The 15,098-nt window shown below is 66.0% G+C and carries 14 protein-coding genes; 8 read left to right on the plus strand and 6 right to left on the minus strand.

Annotation, left to right across the window (positions count from 1 at the left end):
- Positions 1–14: 14 nt before the first annotated feature.
- Positions 15–509, minus strand: a complete 495-nt coding sequence (locus tag A0W70_RS05470) for a glutathione peroxidase (protein WP_067561244.1) — start codon at positions 507–509, stop codon at positions 15–17.
- Between the two features lie 325 nt (positions 510–834).
- On the opposite strand from A0W70_RS05470, the gene A0W70_RS05475 reads away from it, so the two are divergent.
- The 4 genes from A0W70_RS05475 (at position 835) to A0W70_RS05490 (ending at position 4,222) form a co-directional block, all read left to right on the plus strand.
- The gene (locus A0W70_RS05475) at positions 835–2,019 is read left to right on the plus strand and encodes a helix-turn-helix transcriptional regulator (RefSeq protein WP_067561246.1); all 1,185 of its coding nucleotides are present in this window, start codon (positions 835–837) and stop codon (positions 2,017–2,019) included.
- A 128-nt stretch (positions 2,020–2,147) separates the two neighbouring features.
- Entirely contained in the window at positions 2,148–2,618 is a 471-nt protein-coding gene (locus A0W70_RS05480) for an SRPBCC family protein (RefSeq protein WP_245675814.1), read from the plus strand.
- A 22-nt stretch (positions 2,619–2,640) separates the two neighbouring features.
- On the plus strand, positions 2,641–3,108 hold the full coding sequence (locus tag A0W70_RS05485) for a PAS domain-containing protein (protein WP_067561248.1): 468 nt from the start codon (positions 2,641–2,643) through the stop codon (positions 3,106–3,108).
- A gap of 175 nt (positions 3,109–3,283) precedes the next feature.
- Positions 3,284–4,222 (plus strand): hypothetical protein, encoded by a 939-nt coding sequence (locus A0W70_RS05490; protein ID WP_217495391.1) that lies wholly within the window; start codon positions 3,284–3,286, stop codon positions 4,220–4,222.
- Between the two features lie 49 nt (positions 4,223–4,271).
- Here the strand turns inward: A0W70_RS05490 and A0W70_RS05495 are convergent, their stop codons facing one another.
- Positions 4,272–4,913 (minus strand): MarC family protein, encoded by a 642-nt coding sequence (locus A0W70_RS05495; RefSeq protein ID WP_067561252.1) that lies wholly within the window; start codon positions 4,911–4,913, stop codon positions 4,272–4,274.
- A gap of 343 nt (positions 4,914–5,256) precedes the next feature.
- Here A0W70_RS05495 and A0W70_RS05500 point away from each other — a divergent pair, with 343 nt between their 5' ends.
- The 3 genes from A0W70_RS05500 to A0W70_RS05510 all read left to right on the plus strand — a co-directional run bounded on the left by A0W70_RS05500 (position 5,257) and on the right by A0W70_RS05510 (position 6,901).
- Positions 5,257–5,565: a hypothetical protein gene (locus tag A0W70_RS05500; RefSeq protein ID WP_067561254.1), complete on the plus strand. Its 309-nt coding sequence runs from the start codon at positions 5,257–5,259 to the stop codon at positions 5,563–5,565.
- A 63-nt stretch (positions 5,566–5,628) separates the two neighbouring features.
- Entirely contained in the window at positions 5,629–6,186 is a 558-nt protein-coding gene (locus A0W70_RS05505; protein WP_175443068.1) for a tetratricopeptide repeat protein, read from the plus strand.
- A 79-nt stretch (positions 6,187–6,265) separates the two neighbouring features.
- The gene (locus tag A0W70_RS05510) at positions 6,266–6,901 is read left to right on the plus strand and encodes an FMN-binding negative transcriptional regulator (protein WP_067561257.1); all 636 of its coding nucleotides are present in this window, start codon (positions 6,266–6,268) and stop codon (positions 6,899–6,901) included.
- A 19-nt stretch (positions 6,902–6,920) separates the two neighbouring features.
- Here the strand turns inward: A0W70_RS05510 and A0W70_RS05515 are convergent, their stop codons facing one another.
- The 3 genes from A0W70_RS05515 to A0W70_RS05525 form a co-directional block, all read right to left on the minus strand.
- Positions 6,921–8,054, minus strand: a complete 1,134-nt coding sequence (locus tag A0W70_RS05515) for a helix-turn-helix transcriptional regulator (RefSeq protein ID WP_067561259.1) — start codon at positions 8,052–8,054, stop codon at positions 6,921–6,923.
- A gap of 196 nt (positions 8,055–8,250) precedes the next feature.
- The gene (locus A0W70_RS05520) at positions 8,251–10,197 is read right to left on the minus strand and encodes a TonB-dependent siderophore receptor (protein WP_217495392.1); all 1,947 of its coding nucleotides are present in this window, start codon (positions 10,195–10,197) and stop codon (positions 8,251–8,253) included.
- Between the two features lie 427 nt (positions 10,198–10,624).
- Positions 10,625–12,913 carry a thiamine pyrophosphate-dependent enzyme gene (locus A0W70_RS05525; protein WP_067561263.1) on the minus strand — a complete coding sequence of 763 codons (2,289 nt, stop codon included), beginning with the start codon at positions 12,911–12,913 and terminating at the stop codon, positions 10,625–10,627.
- Between the two features lie 319 nt (positions 12,914–13,232).
- Between A0W70_RS05525 and A0W70_RS05530 the strand changes: the two genes are divergently transcribed.
- On the plus strand, positions 13,233–13,730 hold the full coding sequence (locus tag A0W70_RS05530) for a hypothetical protein (protein ID WP_139150737.1): 498 nt from the start codon (positions 13,233–13,235) through the stop codon (positions 13,728–13,730).
- 282 nt (positions 13,731–14,012) lie between these two features.
- Here A0W70_RS05530 and A0W70_RS05535 read toward each other — a convergent pair whose 3' ends face one another.
- The gene (locus A0W70_RS05535; protein ID WP_067561268.1) at positions 14,013–14,951 is read right to left on the minus strand and encodes a LysR family transcriptional regulator; all 939 of its coding nucleotides are present in this window, start codon (positions 14,949–14,951) and stop codon (positions 14,013–14,015) included.
- Between the last annotated feature and the right edge of the window lie 147 nt (positions 14,952–15,098).

A 15,098-nucleotide genomic window follows, 5' to 3' on the forward strand; every position in this document is an offset into this window, starting at 1 on the left:
CGTACCAACGGTGGTTACTCCGCGGCTTCTCCGCCCGCCAGAGCGGTTTCGATCGTTTCGATGACATCCGCGGAGCGCGGCTCGGTCTGACTGTCCCAGAGGCCCGCCAGATCGCCGTCGGTGCCGACGAGGTATTTGTGGAAGTTCCATTGCGGGCGGGCGACGTCGCCCAGTTCGGACGCGATGTCGCGATAGAAGGGGTGTTCGTCCGGCGGTATCACATGCTGCTTCGCCGTCAGGGGAAACGAGACCCCGTACTCGCGTCTGCAGAACGCGCGGATCTCCTCCTCGTCGCCAGGCTCCTGCTCACCGAAATCGTTGGACGGTACGCCGATCACCGTCAGTCCCTGGTCGGCGTACTGTTCGTGCAGCGCCTGGAGGCCCGCATACTGCGGTGTCGTGCCGCACTCGGACGCGGTGTTGACGACCAGAATCGGACCGTCGGCATGATCCCGCAGGCGAATCGTGCCGCCGTTGATCGCGGGGAATTCATGGTCATGGAGATGCATCGGCAGCCTTGACGCGTTGGGTCCCGTGGCAGGGTCGCGCTGAACGGGCATCCGTTCAAGAGGCGCTGGATCCGGGCCTCCGTATATGGGGCGGACCCGGATCGCGCGGGCGGCGATCCTGAACGCCGTCGGCGACGATCGGGTCAGGACTCTGCAGGGCCGTTTTCCGCGGTCGCGCTGGCGCACGCCCTTTCGGGGAGGCACGATAGCAGGTGACCGTCGGCGGTAGTTACCGGGGTGGCCATGGTCTATTCGGTGGCATTTTTCGTGCATCCCGCAGCAGGGATCGGATCGGTCGCTCAGGCATGGCGATGGAGGGGGAGCGATGGGTGTGCGACGTCGACAGGGGGCGAAACGCATCAGCGATCGCGACCTGAACGAGCTGACGGGCGCGATCTATTCAACGGTTGAGGCGCCCGATCAGTGGCCCTCCGTGCTTGCGCGGATCGCTGCCGCCCTCCACGCGAAATCCGGCCTCGTGCGCATGCTGGATCTGCGCGAGCGACGCGCCGTCCTGTCCAGCCACCATTACAACCTCGATACCGATCTGCAGACCGAGTATTGCGGTGGGCTCGTGATGAACGATCCCTATCTGGAGGCACTCAAGCGGTTGCCCGTGGGGCAAATGGTTACCAACGACGGGCTCATCGATCTCGATCGAATGCGGGATACGGAGTTCTACCAGGAGTACATGAGGCCACTGGACAATCACTTCATTGTCGGCGGCTTCCTCGAACGCGCAGACGACGGGCGCCATTCGATCATCGGTTTTCATCGGCATTCGGGCAGCGAGCAGTTCTCGCGGTCGGAGCTCCGTGTGATTCAGTGGCTCGCCCCCCACGTGAAACAGGCGATGCACCTGCAGCGCGTTCTGGGTCACCATCGCAACCGCGCCGATTCGGCCGAGCGCGCGCTCGATACGATGGCGGTGGCGTGCCTGCTTCTCGATCGACAGGGCCGTATGGTGCATGCCAACGAGACGGGCGAGCGGCTCGTGCGCCTGGGGTGCGGTTTGCGGGTTCGGGATGGACGGGTCGTGTCGGACGATTCCCGTGTCATGACCATGATCGCCGAGCTGACGGCCCAGGCGGAGAACGCCCCGGCGGGGCGGGAATGCCTCGCATCCCGCAGTGTGCTCGTCCCCGCCGCTGAGTCCGCTGCGGCAAACCTGCTCGTGGTGGGGATGCCCATCGCGCAAGCGGTGTCGACCATGGGGGAGGAGTGGCCGGCGGCCCGCGTGGCGCTGTACGTCGGTGATCTCGACGATACCGGTGTGCTGCGCCCGGAGGTCCTGTGCGCGATCTATGACCTGACGCCGGCCGAGGCGCGTCTCGCGGTCGCGGTGGGGCGGGGACGCGAACTCTCCAGACTGAGCGCGGACTGGAACGTCTCGAACGAAACGCTGCGCAGCCAGCTCAAGGCCGTCTTTGCAAAAACCGGCGTCAACCGCCAGGTCGAGCTCGTTCGGCTTCTCGCCGGCGCCCCCTGGAAAGTGGCCGCACCGGCATAACCCGGACCCGCGCCTCGCCGGCACGGCAGCCGGTCCACCGTGGAATCGGAAAGCACATTCGGGAACCGGCGAGGCAACCCCCCGCTTTTGCGGCTATGTTCGTGCAACCGGCACTGCACGCGAGGCGAATGGAACGCCAGGAGGTGCACGCATTGATCCATGGTCGTTCCCGCATCGACATCGCGCGCCCCGTGGCGACGGTCTATGACTTCGTCGTAGTGCGTTTCTTCGAGAATTACCCGCGCTGGTCCCCCGAGGTGCGCGAGCTGCGGGCCATGAACGATGGGCCCGTGCGCCTCGGCACCCGTGGCCGTCAGGTGCGCGTCGACCATGGGCGGCGCAGCGAGACGACCTTCGAGGTCACCCGACTCGAGTCCGAGCGGGCCGTCGATTTCGATGGCGATCGCCAGGCGCGTTTCGCCATCCGCTATCGCTTCGAGCCGAATGGCCCGGAGTCCACCACGCTGTATCTGGAATTCGAGCTCAAGCAGCTCGACCTGTTCATGCGTCCGTTCGAGAAACTGATCCGGCATGCGATCCAGGACGGCACCGACACAACCGTGCGCAACATCAAAGGCTTGATCGAGCGCGAACACTGACCGGACTGGTCAGGAGGCGAGCATGGAGTTCACCGTCGAGAAGGACGAGGGTCCGATTCCATACGTGCTGACACAGATCCTCGACGCCTGTGTCACCGGCATCACACTATCCGATCCGGATCAGGAGGATAATCCGATCGTGTTCGCGAATGCCGCCTTCGAACGGGTAACCGGTTACCCACGCGCGGAGATCCTCGGGCGCAACTGCCGGTTCCTGCACGGAGAGGATCGGGATCAGCCGGCCCTGGATGAGATCCGGCACGCCATCGCCACGCGCAGTGAGACGACCGTCACGCTGCGCAACTATCGGCGGAACGGCGAGCTCTTCTGGAACCGGTTCACTCTGCAACCGCTGACCGACCGGAACGGACAACTGATTTACTTCCTGGGCGTGCAATACGATGTCACCACCGAGATCGAAGCACAGGACGAGGTGGAACGCCTCAGGCGGCTGTTGGCGGACCAACAGGTAGCGGATAAAGACTCATGAGGGCGCCCTGTTTACAGCCGGGACTCCGTCGATTTTCGCGCACCCAACTCCCTGAACGGGAACAAGTAAGGTAGTGGCGAAGATCGCGTGATGCACATGATGGACGTGCTGTTCGGGCGGATGTCCGACTCGGAGGCGACTGCCGAGATCAACTGACAAGGCCCCGGGGATGGCAGTGCTGCCCGCGATCGTAATACATGCCGACTGGAGCACGGCGCCGAACAAGCGCTGGATGGCGACGGCCTGGCTGCGGGACGGCGTGTACCGGGTGGCACCGCCGGAACCTGTCCGGGCGCCCGGGACCCTGCTTGAGTCCTGCCGCCGAGAAGCGCTCGGCGGTGGCGCGCTTATCGGTTTCGATTTCCCCATCGGCCTGCCGCGTGCGTATGCCCGGCGGGCGAGGATCGCGGATTTCCGCGGCACGCTGCCGGCGTTCGGGACGGGGCCGTGGCATCGGTTCTACGAACTGGCCGAGCGACCGGAGGAGATCGCCCTCGAGCGGCCTTTCTATCCCGCGCGGCCGGGCGGGACCCGCCAGGCGCATCTGGTCGACGGGCTGGGTGTGGCGTCGATGGACGACCTCCTGCGCGAGTGCGAGCGCGGCGGGGGCGATCGCCGGCGCGCGTGTTCGCTGTTCTGGACGCTGGGCGGCAACCAGGTCGGCCGGGCGGCGATTGCCGGCTGGCGCCATGTGCTGGTGCCGGCGAGTGAACGGATGGGCACCGCACTCGGGTTATGGCCGTTCGAGGGGGATCTCCAGGCGCTGCTGGCAACGCGAGCCTGCGTGGTCGCGGAGACATATCCGGCCGATGCCTGCGTGCAACTGGGGTTGCGCACGCCGGGGCGAGGCTGGAGTAAGCGCGACGCCTCGGACCGTCGTGAACAGGTCCGCCGATTGCTGCAGTGGGCAGCGGACAAGCCGATCGACCTCTCCGCGGTACGGGGTACGGTGGAAGATGGATTCGGATCGAGCGCGGCCGGCGAGGATCCATTCGATGCGTGGGTCGGACTGCTGGGGATGCTGGCCGTCGCGCTGGGACTGCAGCCGGAGGGCGGGCCGGGCGATCGCGAGGGGCGTCGCATCGAGGGCTGGATTCTCGGACGCCGCGGGTGACGCGTGCGGCGATTCCGCGCTCGGCCGCGCGGTCCGGGAGACTCCGGGATCAGCCGGCCTCGCGCGCGACCTCGATCAGACCGCCCGTGATTCCGTCGAATATGAACTGGACCGCGAGCGCGGCCAGCAGCAGGCCCATCACCCGCGAGATCACGTGCAGGCCGGTTACACCGAGCACGCGCTGAACGGCGGGGGCGACCAGCATCAGCAGCAGGGTCACGGCCAGCACGCATAACAGCATCGCCACCACCAGGAATGCCGAACCGGTACTCGCGCTGTCGGCGATCAGTACGATCGTCGCCCCGATCGTACCCGGGCCGGCGATCAGCGGCGTCGCGATCGGGAAAACCGAGATGTCTTCGCGCTGTCGTGCTTCGGCCTCTTCCTCGGCGGTCGTCGCCACGCCCCCCGAATCCCGCGCGAACACCAGATCGACGGCGATCAGGAACAGCAGCAGCCCGCCGGCGGTCTGTAGCGCCGCCAGGGAAATCCCGAAGGCCTCCAGCACGCTGCTCCCGAACAGGGCGAACGGCAGCAGGATGGCTATGGCGATCAGGGTCGCGCGCATCGCCAGCCAGCGGCGGCGCGCGGCGGTCGCATGGGTGGTCAAGGCGGCGAATACCGCCGCCACGTCCGGCGGCCCGACGGTCGCAAAGAATGTGGTAAAGGCGATCAGGGCGGTCTCAAGCATGCGCACACTCTATCAGCGGCATGTGTCGGCACCGAGCCCCGTGTGGCGCGCGGTCCCTGCGCGGCGCTCGTGTTCTGGCGGCGCCGGGCCGCGGCCTCGGCTATAAAACTCAGTAGCGGTAGTAGGCCTCGGGTACGTCCGCCGGCGCGAAGCAGCGTGTTACCCGCACCCGCTGGTGCAGGTATCGGTCGGTCCAGTGCTCCGGTCCTGGTCGTTGTCCGCCCGGAATCTGGCTTCTATAAATGGGTTCCGGGGCGTGGTCTCAGTGTTGGTATCGATGGGCGCGCCGACAGCGGGAACCGCGCGCACCGCGTATCAATCCCGACGACGGGGTACGGGCGTCATGGCGAGATTCCGCAGAATCCTGCTCGGTGTACTGATCATGTTTCCCTGGGCCGCGGCGCCCGCCGCATCGGATTACGTGCCCGGCGACGGGCGTACCTGCGAGCGCGGGAAGGGGATCGAGCGCACCCTCGGCATGCATGGTTATCGGGTCGTGGTCTCCGGTGGTACGCGCGGACCGCGTGACGGGCGGGTGAAAGTGCAGGTCTGGCAGAACGAGCGCGATGACTGGGTGATCACGGAGCGGTTCCTGCGCGAGCGGCGCACCTGCGTGGTTCGCTCCGGTGGTCGTCTGCACATGATGTATTGAGTCGAGTCGCGGACGTGGTCGCCGCAAAGCGTGGCGATGCCCGGAGCGGCCGGGAGGCGGCATATGCGAGCGTGGATGGCCGGGCTGATCGTGTGCATCGGGTTGAGCCTTGCGCCGGCGCTGCCGGGGGCGCAGGACGATCCGCGGCTGGATGACCTGTTCGCCGAGCTGCAGGCGTTGGACAAGCGGCGCGATGACCGCGCGCGGATGTTGCAGGCGGAGATCTGGCAGATCTGGTTCGAGCATGAGGACCCGGCGGTAACCCGGATCATGGGCACCGGGCTGGACGCGCTGGCCAGTTCCCGTCATAAGGCCGCGATCGAAGCGTTTACGCGCGCGGTCGAGCGGGACCCGGAATATGCCGAGGCGTGGAATCGGCGCGCCACCACCTATTATCTGGTCGATCGTTACCGCGATTCGCTCGAGGACATCGATCGGGTGCTCGAACTCGAGCCCCGGCACTTCGGTGCAATTGCCGGGCGCGGGCTTTGCCTGAAGGCGCTTGGTCGTACCGCTGAAGCGATCGATGCGTTCGAGCGCGCGCTCGAGATCAACCCGCACATGGATCGCGTCTACATCGAACTGCTGCGCCTGCGCGCCCGCCCGGGCACGGCGACATGATTTGTTCCGGCCGTTTCGCTGTAGCGTCCTGCGCGGGGGGGAGTGGTACGATCACAGCCTTAGTCGTTGAGAGCGTGACGTGTACCTGCCAGAGCATTTCGAGGAAGCGCGGACAGAGGAATTGCTGCAGACGATCGCGGCGTGGCCGTTCGGCGCGCTGGTCGTGAATGGACCGGGCGGACTCGACGCGAATCATCTGCCGTTCCTGGTCGACGAGGCCAGCGGTGGCAGGAAACTCCTCGCGCATGTGGCACGAGCCAACTCGTTATGGGAACAGGCGACGGATGGTCAGGAGGCGCTCGTGATCTTTCGCGCGGGTGACGCGTACCTGTCGCCCAACTGGTACCCGAGCAAGCACGAGTCCCATCAACAGGTGCCTACCTGGAACTATCGGGTCGTCCACGTCCATGGACGGCTGCATGTCCGTGACGACGAGCGGTTCGTGCGCGGTGTCGTCGCCCGGCTGACCCGCACGCATGAGCAGCGGGCGGAATCGCCGAGACCCTGGAAGATGACAGACTCCGCGCCCGAGTTCATCGATCAGATGCTGGCGAACATCGTCGGCATCGAAATCGAGGTCACGAAAATGGTCGGCAAGTGGAAGCTCAGCCAGAACAAGGAGGAGCGGGATCGTGCGAGCGCGGCAGACGAACTCCGGCAACGCGGTGAACAGTCGATCGCCGAGGCCATGATCAACGCGGGGCCCGATAAGTAAGTACTGATGTAACACCCGTTCAGTCGTTGTCCGCCCCGATGCGGGTGGCGCTGATCAACAGCTTGCGCATGAGCTCCGGCTGGCGGTTGACACCCGTTTTCTGCATGGCCGATTTCATCTGGGCGCGGGCGGTGTGGATCGAAATGCCGAGACGCGCGGCCGATTCATGCAGGTCGAGCCCGCGCATGAACTCGCCGAGCAGACGGATCTCCGCGGGCGTGATTGCGTAGAGTTTGATCATCCGCTCACTGTCGAGCGGTGTCGGGCGCGCCGGATCGACAAGGAAGGCGAGCACGGTATCCGAGCCTTCACTCGGCAGGCCAAGGGATGTAGCGCGTGGCCCGCGGTCTACCAGCACGAGGGCGGCGCCATCGAGCCCGAGCGTTACCGTCTGTACCGGTCCATTGCCGGCGTTGAGTGCGTCCATCGCGGTGCAGAGACCGCCGTCGAGTGCCCGGTCCTTCAGGGCCAGTCGTTCTCCCGACAGCCCGAGACCCAGCGCGCCGGCACGCATCGCCTCTTCGGCGGGTGCGTTGGCCCAGCGGCAGTGGAATCGACGGTCGAGGATCCAGATGCCGTAGGGCAGGTCGTCCAGGGCACGGCGTGCTGCACTCAACGCGCACTCGTATTCACCCAGACGTCGGGTGATGCGCGCCACACGCCGCAGGTGGGGTGAGAAGTGCTGCAGCGTCTCGCGTTCCGCATGCGTGAAGGGGCCATGGCGGCGCGGGCGGTGGACGCCGATATGCATCGCGCTGTCATCCCACCGTTCGAAATGCGCGCCCATCGCGTAGAAGTTGCCGTTCGGACGGAAGACGCGCTCGTAGTGGGGGCTACGCTCGAATTCGCGATCGGGGACGATCCGGTGGCTCGCCTGGATCACGCCAAGTGGGGCGGCCGCGAGGGTGTCGCGGAAGAGGTCGATATCGACCCCGTCCTCGGCATACATGCGGTTGATCCGTTCCTCGAAACCGACCGTGTAGTAGGTATAGACAAGGGGGGTGGACAGGTCCGTGACGCGCACGGTCGCGGTACCGGTCTGGAACAGCGCGGACAACCGGTGGAGAAATGCCTCCCAGCCGCTCGGCTCGACGGCCGCGTTATAGAGGTCATCCAGCAGTGCAGCCACACCCCCACGGTCATTTTCCGCCACTCTAGGTTCCCCCGATACTCCGCCTGATTGGAGCACGGATCGTCCGGGAATTCGAGTCGGCCGGCCAAGTGGGGGTGCCTGCGCCTTTTGTGGAGACGTTCGGGTGTCTCAGGCGGCATTCGCGGACTCCGTTGACCGCAAAGAAGCCGGAATCCCGTTTGGCATTCCGGCTTCGATCCGGTGATCACCGGCGGGCTTACCAGCGGTAGCTGACGCTGGCCTGGTAGCGGCGCTGCGCACCGTAGTAGCACCAGTAGTCGCAACTGGCGACGTATTCCTCGTCGGTCGCGTTGTTCACGTTGACCTGTGCACTCCAGTTGGCGCCGAAGTCGTAGCGGGCCATCAGATCGAGCACGGTGTAGGAGGGGACCGTGACGTCACGGAACTTGTCCTCGCTTTCGCCGTTGTAGCGCACGCCACCGCCTATCTTCAGCCCCGGGGCCGCGTTATCAAAGGCGTAGTCGAGCCACACCGACGCCATGTTTCGAGGGATCAGCGGTGCACGAGCCTCGCTGCCGCTGGTAGCGGTGTTGCGGGTGACCGAGTCGTTATACGTGTAGGCCAGGGTCGCCTGCAGCTGCTCCGTGAAGTAGGCGACACTTTCGATCTCGAAGCCGTCGGTATTGCGCTCGCCGACCTGGGCCTGGGCGCCGCCGCCGGTGGTCGCCAGCGTGTTCTCTTCCTCGATCCGGTAGGCCGCAGCCGTCACGTAGCCGTCGAGGTGGCGCGGCGCATATTTGACGCCCGCCTCGAGCTGACGCCCCTGAATGGGGTCGTACAGGTCGCCATTCTGGTCGGTGCCGGCGATCGGCTCGAACGACTCGGTGTAGCTGAGGTACGGATTGAGGCCGTTATCGGCGATGTACATCAGCCCGGCCGACAGCGAGGTCTCGTCGACATCGGCCTCCTGGCCGCTGACCCTGTCGCTCACATCGGCCTGGTCGTGGCGCGCCCCGGCGAGCAGCACCCAGCGGTCGTCGATGCGCAGCTGGTTCTGGGCGTAAAGCCCGATCTGCTCCTTGTTGATGTGCTGGTCCATGATCTGTGCGCCGCTCGGCGGCGTGAAGTTGCCGTACTGCGGATCGAACAGGTCGATCGTGCCGAAGGTGCCGAACAGGTTGGCCTGCTCGCCCTGTTTTTCGAGATCCTGGTAGTCGAGGCCGAGCAGGAGCGTGTTCTCGGTACGATCGGTAAACCATTTGCCGACGACCCGGTTGTCGAGTGTCCACGAGTCGATCCGGCCGTCGCGATACGTCAGCCCCTGGGCGCCGGTGCGAGGACCGGTCTGGAATGCGATATAGCTGCTCCGCAGCAGCAGATCGACCTCGCTGTAACGCATGCGTTGTTCGACGCGCCAGGTGTCGTCGATGCGGTGGTCGAGTTCATAGCCGATCCGGCTCTGCTCGCGCTCATTGGTGTCGTAGCTGGGCTCGCTGTAGCTGGTCGAGGGGTCGACTTTGCCGAAGGGCGTGTCCTGGACCGTGCCGTACGGCAGCTTGAAGCCGTTGTAGGGAACCGCGTCATCCTTCTGGAAACTGGAGAGCAGTGTCAGTTCCGTATCCTCGGTGACGTCCCATTCCAGGCTCGGGGCGAGGTAGTAGCGCTCGTTCTCGGTGAAGTCGATGTCGCCTTCGCCGGAGCGGAACAGGCCGACCATACGGTAGCGGACATCGTCGGTTCCCGCGGCCGGGCCGGAGACATCGATGCCGACCTGCCGATGCTCATAGTTTCCGGCCTGGACCTCGACCAGCCCACGCGATTCTTCGGTCGGCCGCTTGCTGATCGCGTTGATCACGCCGCCGGGCGGTGTCTCCCCATACAGGATCGAGGCCGGTCCCTTGAGCAGTTCCACCCGCGACAGGCCGAACGGCTCGGGCAGCCACTGGTAGAAGCCATCGCGGTACACCCGCAGCCCGTCCTGATAAGTGGACTGGTCGTAGCCGCGGATCTTGAACCAGTCCGTGTCATTGTCGTCGCCGAAGTGTCCGGAGAGAACGCCAGCGCGGTACCGGAACGTCTCGTCCAGCGACTGCACGTTGCGTTCATCGAGCTCCTCGCGCTCGACCACGGACGCCGGGCGCGGCGTCTCCACCAGCGGCACGTCGACCTTCAGCGCGGTCTCGGTGACCACCACGGCTTCCATCTCCCCGGTTTCATTCTCGGCGGCCGCTGCGATGGTGGCGGGTGATGCAGTCAGGAGGATGGCAGGCAGCGCGTGGAGTGTGGCGCGTATCACACGACAAGCAGGCATTGGCTCACGGGACATTCCGGATCACCTCGGCGGTTGTGAATGGCGACTGGTGACGAGACTTGAGCGAAACGGCGGTGTAGTTGTTATGAATCGCGAAGCGTGAATCCTGCAGATTACGAAGTGTTAATGCAAATCAATCTCACTCGCGAAGCCGCCTTCCGCCTTCCGCCTGAACCGATACGCAACGGCAACTCCCAGGAAAGCTCTGAGCAAAACCAGGCAGCGCGTTGGGGGAACGATGTAGGTCGGGCTTATAGCCCGACAGATCAGAGGGTTACGGGTGTCGGGCTGTAAGCCCGACCTACAGGGCTCCCTGCAATCAGAGGTTCCCGTGGTGGGCCCCGAGCAGGCGTCGACCCGCGGCGACGATCTCCGTCTCCGATACCAGCACGCGGTTCGCGGCCTCGCCGAGGGGGACATAGCTGTCGGCACCGGCGACGCGGGCCATCTGCACCGAGGGCCCACAGTCTTCCATCAGGCTGGTGATGATCTGTTCGGCAATGCCACCGGTCTCGCGCTCTTCGTCGACGACCAGCACGCGACCGCATTCCCGCGCATGACGGGCGATGGATTCGCGATTCAGCGGTTTTAGCCAGCGCAGGTCGAGGATCCGCGGGCGGCTGCCCGTGTCCGCTTCGATCCGGCGGGCGGCACGCAGGCTCATCGGTACGCCATTACCGAACGTGACGATCAGCAGCTCATGCGCCTCGGGCGCGTAAACGCGCGGTTCCCCGAACGGGGCCGCCGCGCCCGACGCGGGATACGGGAACAGCCATTCACCATCACCCGCTTCATGCAGGTCTTTGGTCATGTACAGCGCGATCGGTTCGATGAATGTCACCACACGGCCGTCGACCTGACACAGCGCTGCACAGGTGCGCAGCATCGACGCGGCATCGTCGCCGCGCGACGGGCAGGCGATCACCAGTCCGGGGATATCGCGCAGGGCCGCGAACGCGTTGTCGTTGTGGAAATGCCCGCCGAAGCCCTTCTGGTACGCCAGTCCCGCGATCCGTACCAGCATCGGGTTGGCGTACTGGCCGCTGGAGAAGAACTGCAGCGAGCAGGCCTCGCCGCGGAGCTGGTCGGCGGCATTGTGGACGTAGGCCAGATACTGGATCTCGGGGATGGGCAGCAGCCCCATCAGGCCGGCACCCTGGGCCAGGCCGAGGATCGTGGTCTCGTCCAGCAGGGTGTTGAATACCCGGTGCGGCGGGTAGCTCTCTGACAGCCCGCTGGTGACGGTATAGACGCCACCCTTCGCCGCGATGTCCTCGCCGAACGCGATCGCGCCTTTGTATTTGGCGAGCAGGTCATGCAGCGCGCGCCCGATCTGGATCGCGAGGTGCCGTGGCGGCAGCTTTTCCGGCAGTTGGTCGTGGCCGCCGAAGGCGGTTTCGCGCGCGGCCCCGTAATCGTTACGCTCGGCCTCCGCCCGCACGCGGCTGGGCGTGTCTGGGGCCAGCGGCGCCATGATCTCCGCGCGACGCTGCAGGCGGGGGCGCCGCGCGGCGCGCACCGCGGCCTCGTGCACCCGCTCCCGCGCAGCCTCGTAGCGAGCCATCAACTCGTCCGGTGTGACCAGCCCGTGGTCGAGCGCGATGGCCGCGCTGCGCAGCAGCGGGTCGTTCGCCTCGTCGCGCTCGATGTCCGCCATCGGGCGATAGCGGCTCTCGACGTCGCTGCCCGCGTGCGCGAGCAGGCGCACGAGCGTCAGGTGCAGGCAGGCCGGGCGCCGTGCCCGCCGCACGTAGTCGACGGCCTCGCGCGCGACGGCGTGGGCCGCTGCGACGTCACAGCCGTCGGCGTGGAAATACCGGATACCGGGGCGGTCGCGGAATGACGCCGCGACCCACCCCTTCGGGGTCTGTACGGAGACGCCGATGCCGTTGTCCTCGCAGACGAACAGGATCGGGCAGGGCAGGTGCTGGTATGCGGTCCAGGCCGCGGCGTTGAAGCCCGACAGGGCGGTGGCGTGATTGATAGCGGCGTCACCGAACGAGCAGACGACCAGGGCATCGTCGGGCACCGGGCGTGGTGTCCCGCAGCGCCCGGCGATCCCGTGCGCGATGGCCGTGCCCACTGCCTTGGGCAGGTGCGAGGCGATGGTCGAGGTCTGCGGCGGCACGTTCAGCGCGACCGACCCCCAGACTTTGTGGCGACCGCCGGAAATCGGGTCCTCGGCGCTGGCGGCCAGCGACAGGGCCGTGTCGTACACGGCATCGACGTGTGGCAGTGCACGGGCCCGTTCCAGCATGAACGCGCCGGAGCGATAGTGCAGGAAGGCCGGGTCGGTATGCCGGCTGGCCTGGGCAACCGCGGCGTTGCCCTCGTGGCCGGCGCTGCCGATCGTGTAGAAGCCCTCCTCCCGGGCCCGCATCGCGCGCGCCTCGAAGTCCAGGTGACGCGAAAGCATCTGGGACTCGAACAGCTCGAGGAATCCGTGGCCGCTGAGGTCCGGGCATCCGGGCAGTGCGGCATCCGGATCCTGCCGGGCGGGCGACGCCTGCCGGCTCTCGACGAATGCGCGGAAATTGCCGTCGACGATCTCGACGCGGCTGGTGGGGCCAGCGCTGCCGCTGGTGTTGCCGGAGCGGGTACGCGTCATGTCGGCCGCGGCCTCCAGTGCCGATGTGACCGCGGAGATTATTTCCCCGGGCGAAGCGACTGCGGCGATTGTATCAGCGGTTTTCAGGCGTGAAGGGCGGGGGGGTCCGGCCACCACTTCTCCCGGTGCCGTGACTGCGCTATTGTCGGCGCCCGCTCACGAACGTTCGCGGCAGGAAGCCGGCGCCTTGTCGATCGGAACGGATTCCGTTTCATGACTCATTCCCGCGCATCCTCCGAATTCGTCCCGGGCGCCGCAGCGCGACTCGCCGCCAAGGGCGAGCGCGTATCTACACGCAAAATAATCTCTGGAGTCCACGATGTTGCGATATGTACGCCGGATCCTGCTGATATGTTGTCTCATTGCCTCGCCATTCAGCGCGTTGGCCGGGAGTGCCATTGTGCCGTTCAACCCGGAGCCCGTGACTCTTCCTGCGGAACTGGGCGGGGATCGGGTGACGCGTGCCGTGATCGAGGCCCTCGTGATCCGTGGCTGGCGCATGACCGAGATCAACCGGGATGCCGGCTACATCGATGCCGAGCTGCCCGTGCGCGCGCATGTAGGGCGCGTGCGCGTCCGGATCGGTGATCGCTCCATATCGTTCGAGTATCGGGAAAGCGATAACCTCGATCACGGTTGGTTGACGGCCCCGCCGACCGGCTCAAGGGGCGACTCCGGTGAAATGCATTTCAGCCCTGTGCGGCAGAGCGAAGAGGCCGTCGAGGCGGTACATCGGAATTACCTCGCCTGGGTGAATGAACTCGCACGCACGATCGACGGTACGCTGATGCTGGCCGGTATGGAGCAGAATGGATAAGTACCGATTCGGGGTCGGTTGACGGCCCCATCGCGCGCGTTCATGCGGCTAGTGGGCCATGCGGGCCGTTCGGTTATTCTCTGCGGCGCTGTGCGTGCCTGTCGCAAGGCGCGAGGAGCGCGTGTAGCGTCGCTACACAAGCGACCGAGCAACGCCGCGACAGGTGCCGCACAGCACCGCCCTTCGGGAGCGGACATGGCGGCCCACCACGGCGTTGCGCCTCACTTACGTAAGAGGCGCTACGCAAGATCGGCGCGCCTTGTGCTGAACCGCCATGTCGGCTCAGAGAGTAACCGAACGGCCCGCATGGCCCACTAGCTCGATGGCGTCCCAGACGCTGTCGAGCGTGTCGAGCGCGGCGCTGATTACCGGCTCTGCGGCCCGGTCCGCGGGCCAGATGAAACTGAGCGCGCAGGGCACTCGCACGCCCTCCGCGATCACGAGTCCACGTTCCTGCCGCTCGGCCATCGCCAGGGCATCGCGCGCCAGGCTGAGTCCGATGCCGGCGCGGACGAGATCCAGCATGCAGGCCTCCTGATCGACCTGGGCGACGCCGTTGGGCGTGAGGCCTAGCGGGTCGAGTATCCCCCCCAGCAAACGGCTATGGACCGAGTCCGAAGGCGTGACGATCCAAGGCAGCGCCGCGAGATCCTCCCAGCCGGCGCGTTGCAGGCGATCGCCCCAGCCTGGCGGTGCGACCACGTGGTAGTGGAAGTGAGTCAGTTCGCGGTAGCTCACCGCCGGCGTGCCGGCCGGGGGGCCGCTCCCCGGCGCGGCCAGATAGAAGCCGACGTCGAGCTCGCCATTGCGTACCCGAGTCAACACGTTGCCGCTCATCCCGTGACTGAGCTCGGTCTCGATCTGCGGGGCCCGTTCGACCAGCCGCTGGAGAAACGCCCCGAGGCGGATAAATTCGGGGTCGACGATGGTGCCGATCCGCAGGCGACCCCGAAGCGTGCTGTGCAGTGCGAGGGCGCTCTCGTTGAAAGCGGACATGGCCGCGAGCGCTTTCTCCGCTACCGGCAGCAGGGTCTGCCCGTCCGGCGTCAGCGTCAGGCCCTGCGGGTGACGGCGGAACAGCGTGAGTTCCAGCGTCTGCTGCAGCTGCTTGAGCTTGAGGCTGACCGCCGGCTGCGTCAGATGAAGCCGTTGCGCGGCACGCGAGACGCTCCCTTCGCGGGCGACGGCGACAAACGCACGGAGGATGTGGATGTCCTGCATGGTTGGGGCACTCCGGGCATTGATATAAGCTAAGGTTATATCCCAGTTCCGGATTTCTCAATTGATACGCACGACCATTACGGTAACCTTTCCGATGCAGAACGCCCGGCTGTATCGGGGTCCGGGCTTCATCCAGGGAGGCATGGA

It is taken from the genome of Halofilum ochraceum, assembly GCF_001614315.2.
Taxonomy (GTDB): Bacteria; Pseudomonadota; Gammaproteobacteria; order XJ16; family Halofilaceae; genus Halofilum; species Halofilum ochraceum.

Bases quoted from the DNA above. Each gene is read 5' to 3' on its own strand.
- A0W70_RS05500 (WP_067561254.1), top strand. From the start codon at position 5,257: ATGGCGAGATTCCGCAGAATCCTGCTCGGTGTACTGATCATGTTTCCC.
- A0W70_RS05525 (WP_067561263.1), bottom strand. From the start codon at position 12,913: ATGACGCGTACCCGCTCCGGCAACACCAGCGGCAGCGCTGGCCCCACC.
- A0W70_RS05520 (WP_217495392.1), bottom strand. From the start codon at position 10,197: ATGGAAGCCGTGGTGGTCACCGAGACCGCGCTGAAGGTCGACGTGCCG.
- A0W70_RS05475 (WP_067561246.1), top strand. From the start codon at position 835: ATGGGTGTGCGACGTCGACAGGGGGCGAAACGCATCAGCGATCGCGAC.
- A0W70_RS05505 (WP_175443068.1), top strand. From the start codon at position 5,629: ATGCGAGCGTGGATGGCCGGGCTGATCGTGTGCATCGGGTTGAGCCTT.
- A0W70_RS05495 (WP_067561252.1), bottom strand. From the start codon at position 4,913: ATGCTTGAGACCGCCCTGATCGCCTTTACCACATTCTTTGCGACCGTC.
- A0W70_RS05470 (WP_067561244.1), bottom strand. From the start codon at position 509: ATGCATCTCCATGACCATGAATTCCCCGCGATCAACGGCGGCACGATT.
- A0W70_RS05485 (WP_067561248.1), top strand. From the start codon at position 2,641: ATGGAGTTCACCGTCGAGAAGGACGAGGGTCCGATTCCATACGTGCTG.
- A0W70_RS05530 (WP_139150737.1), top strand. From the start codon at position 13,233: ATGTTGCGATATGTACGCCGGATCCTGCTGATATGTTGTCTCATTGCC.
- A0W70_RS05480 (WP_245675814.1), top strand. From the start codon at position 2,148: ATGGAACGCCAGGAGGTGCACGCATTGATCCATGGTCGTTCCCGCATC.
- A0W70_RS05535 (WP_067561268.1), bottom strand. From the start codon at position 14,951: ATGCAGGACATCCACATCCTCCGTGCGTTTGTCGCCGTCGCCCGCGAA.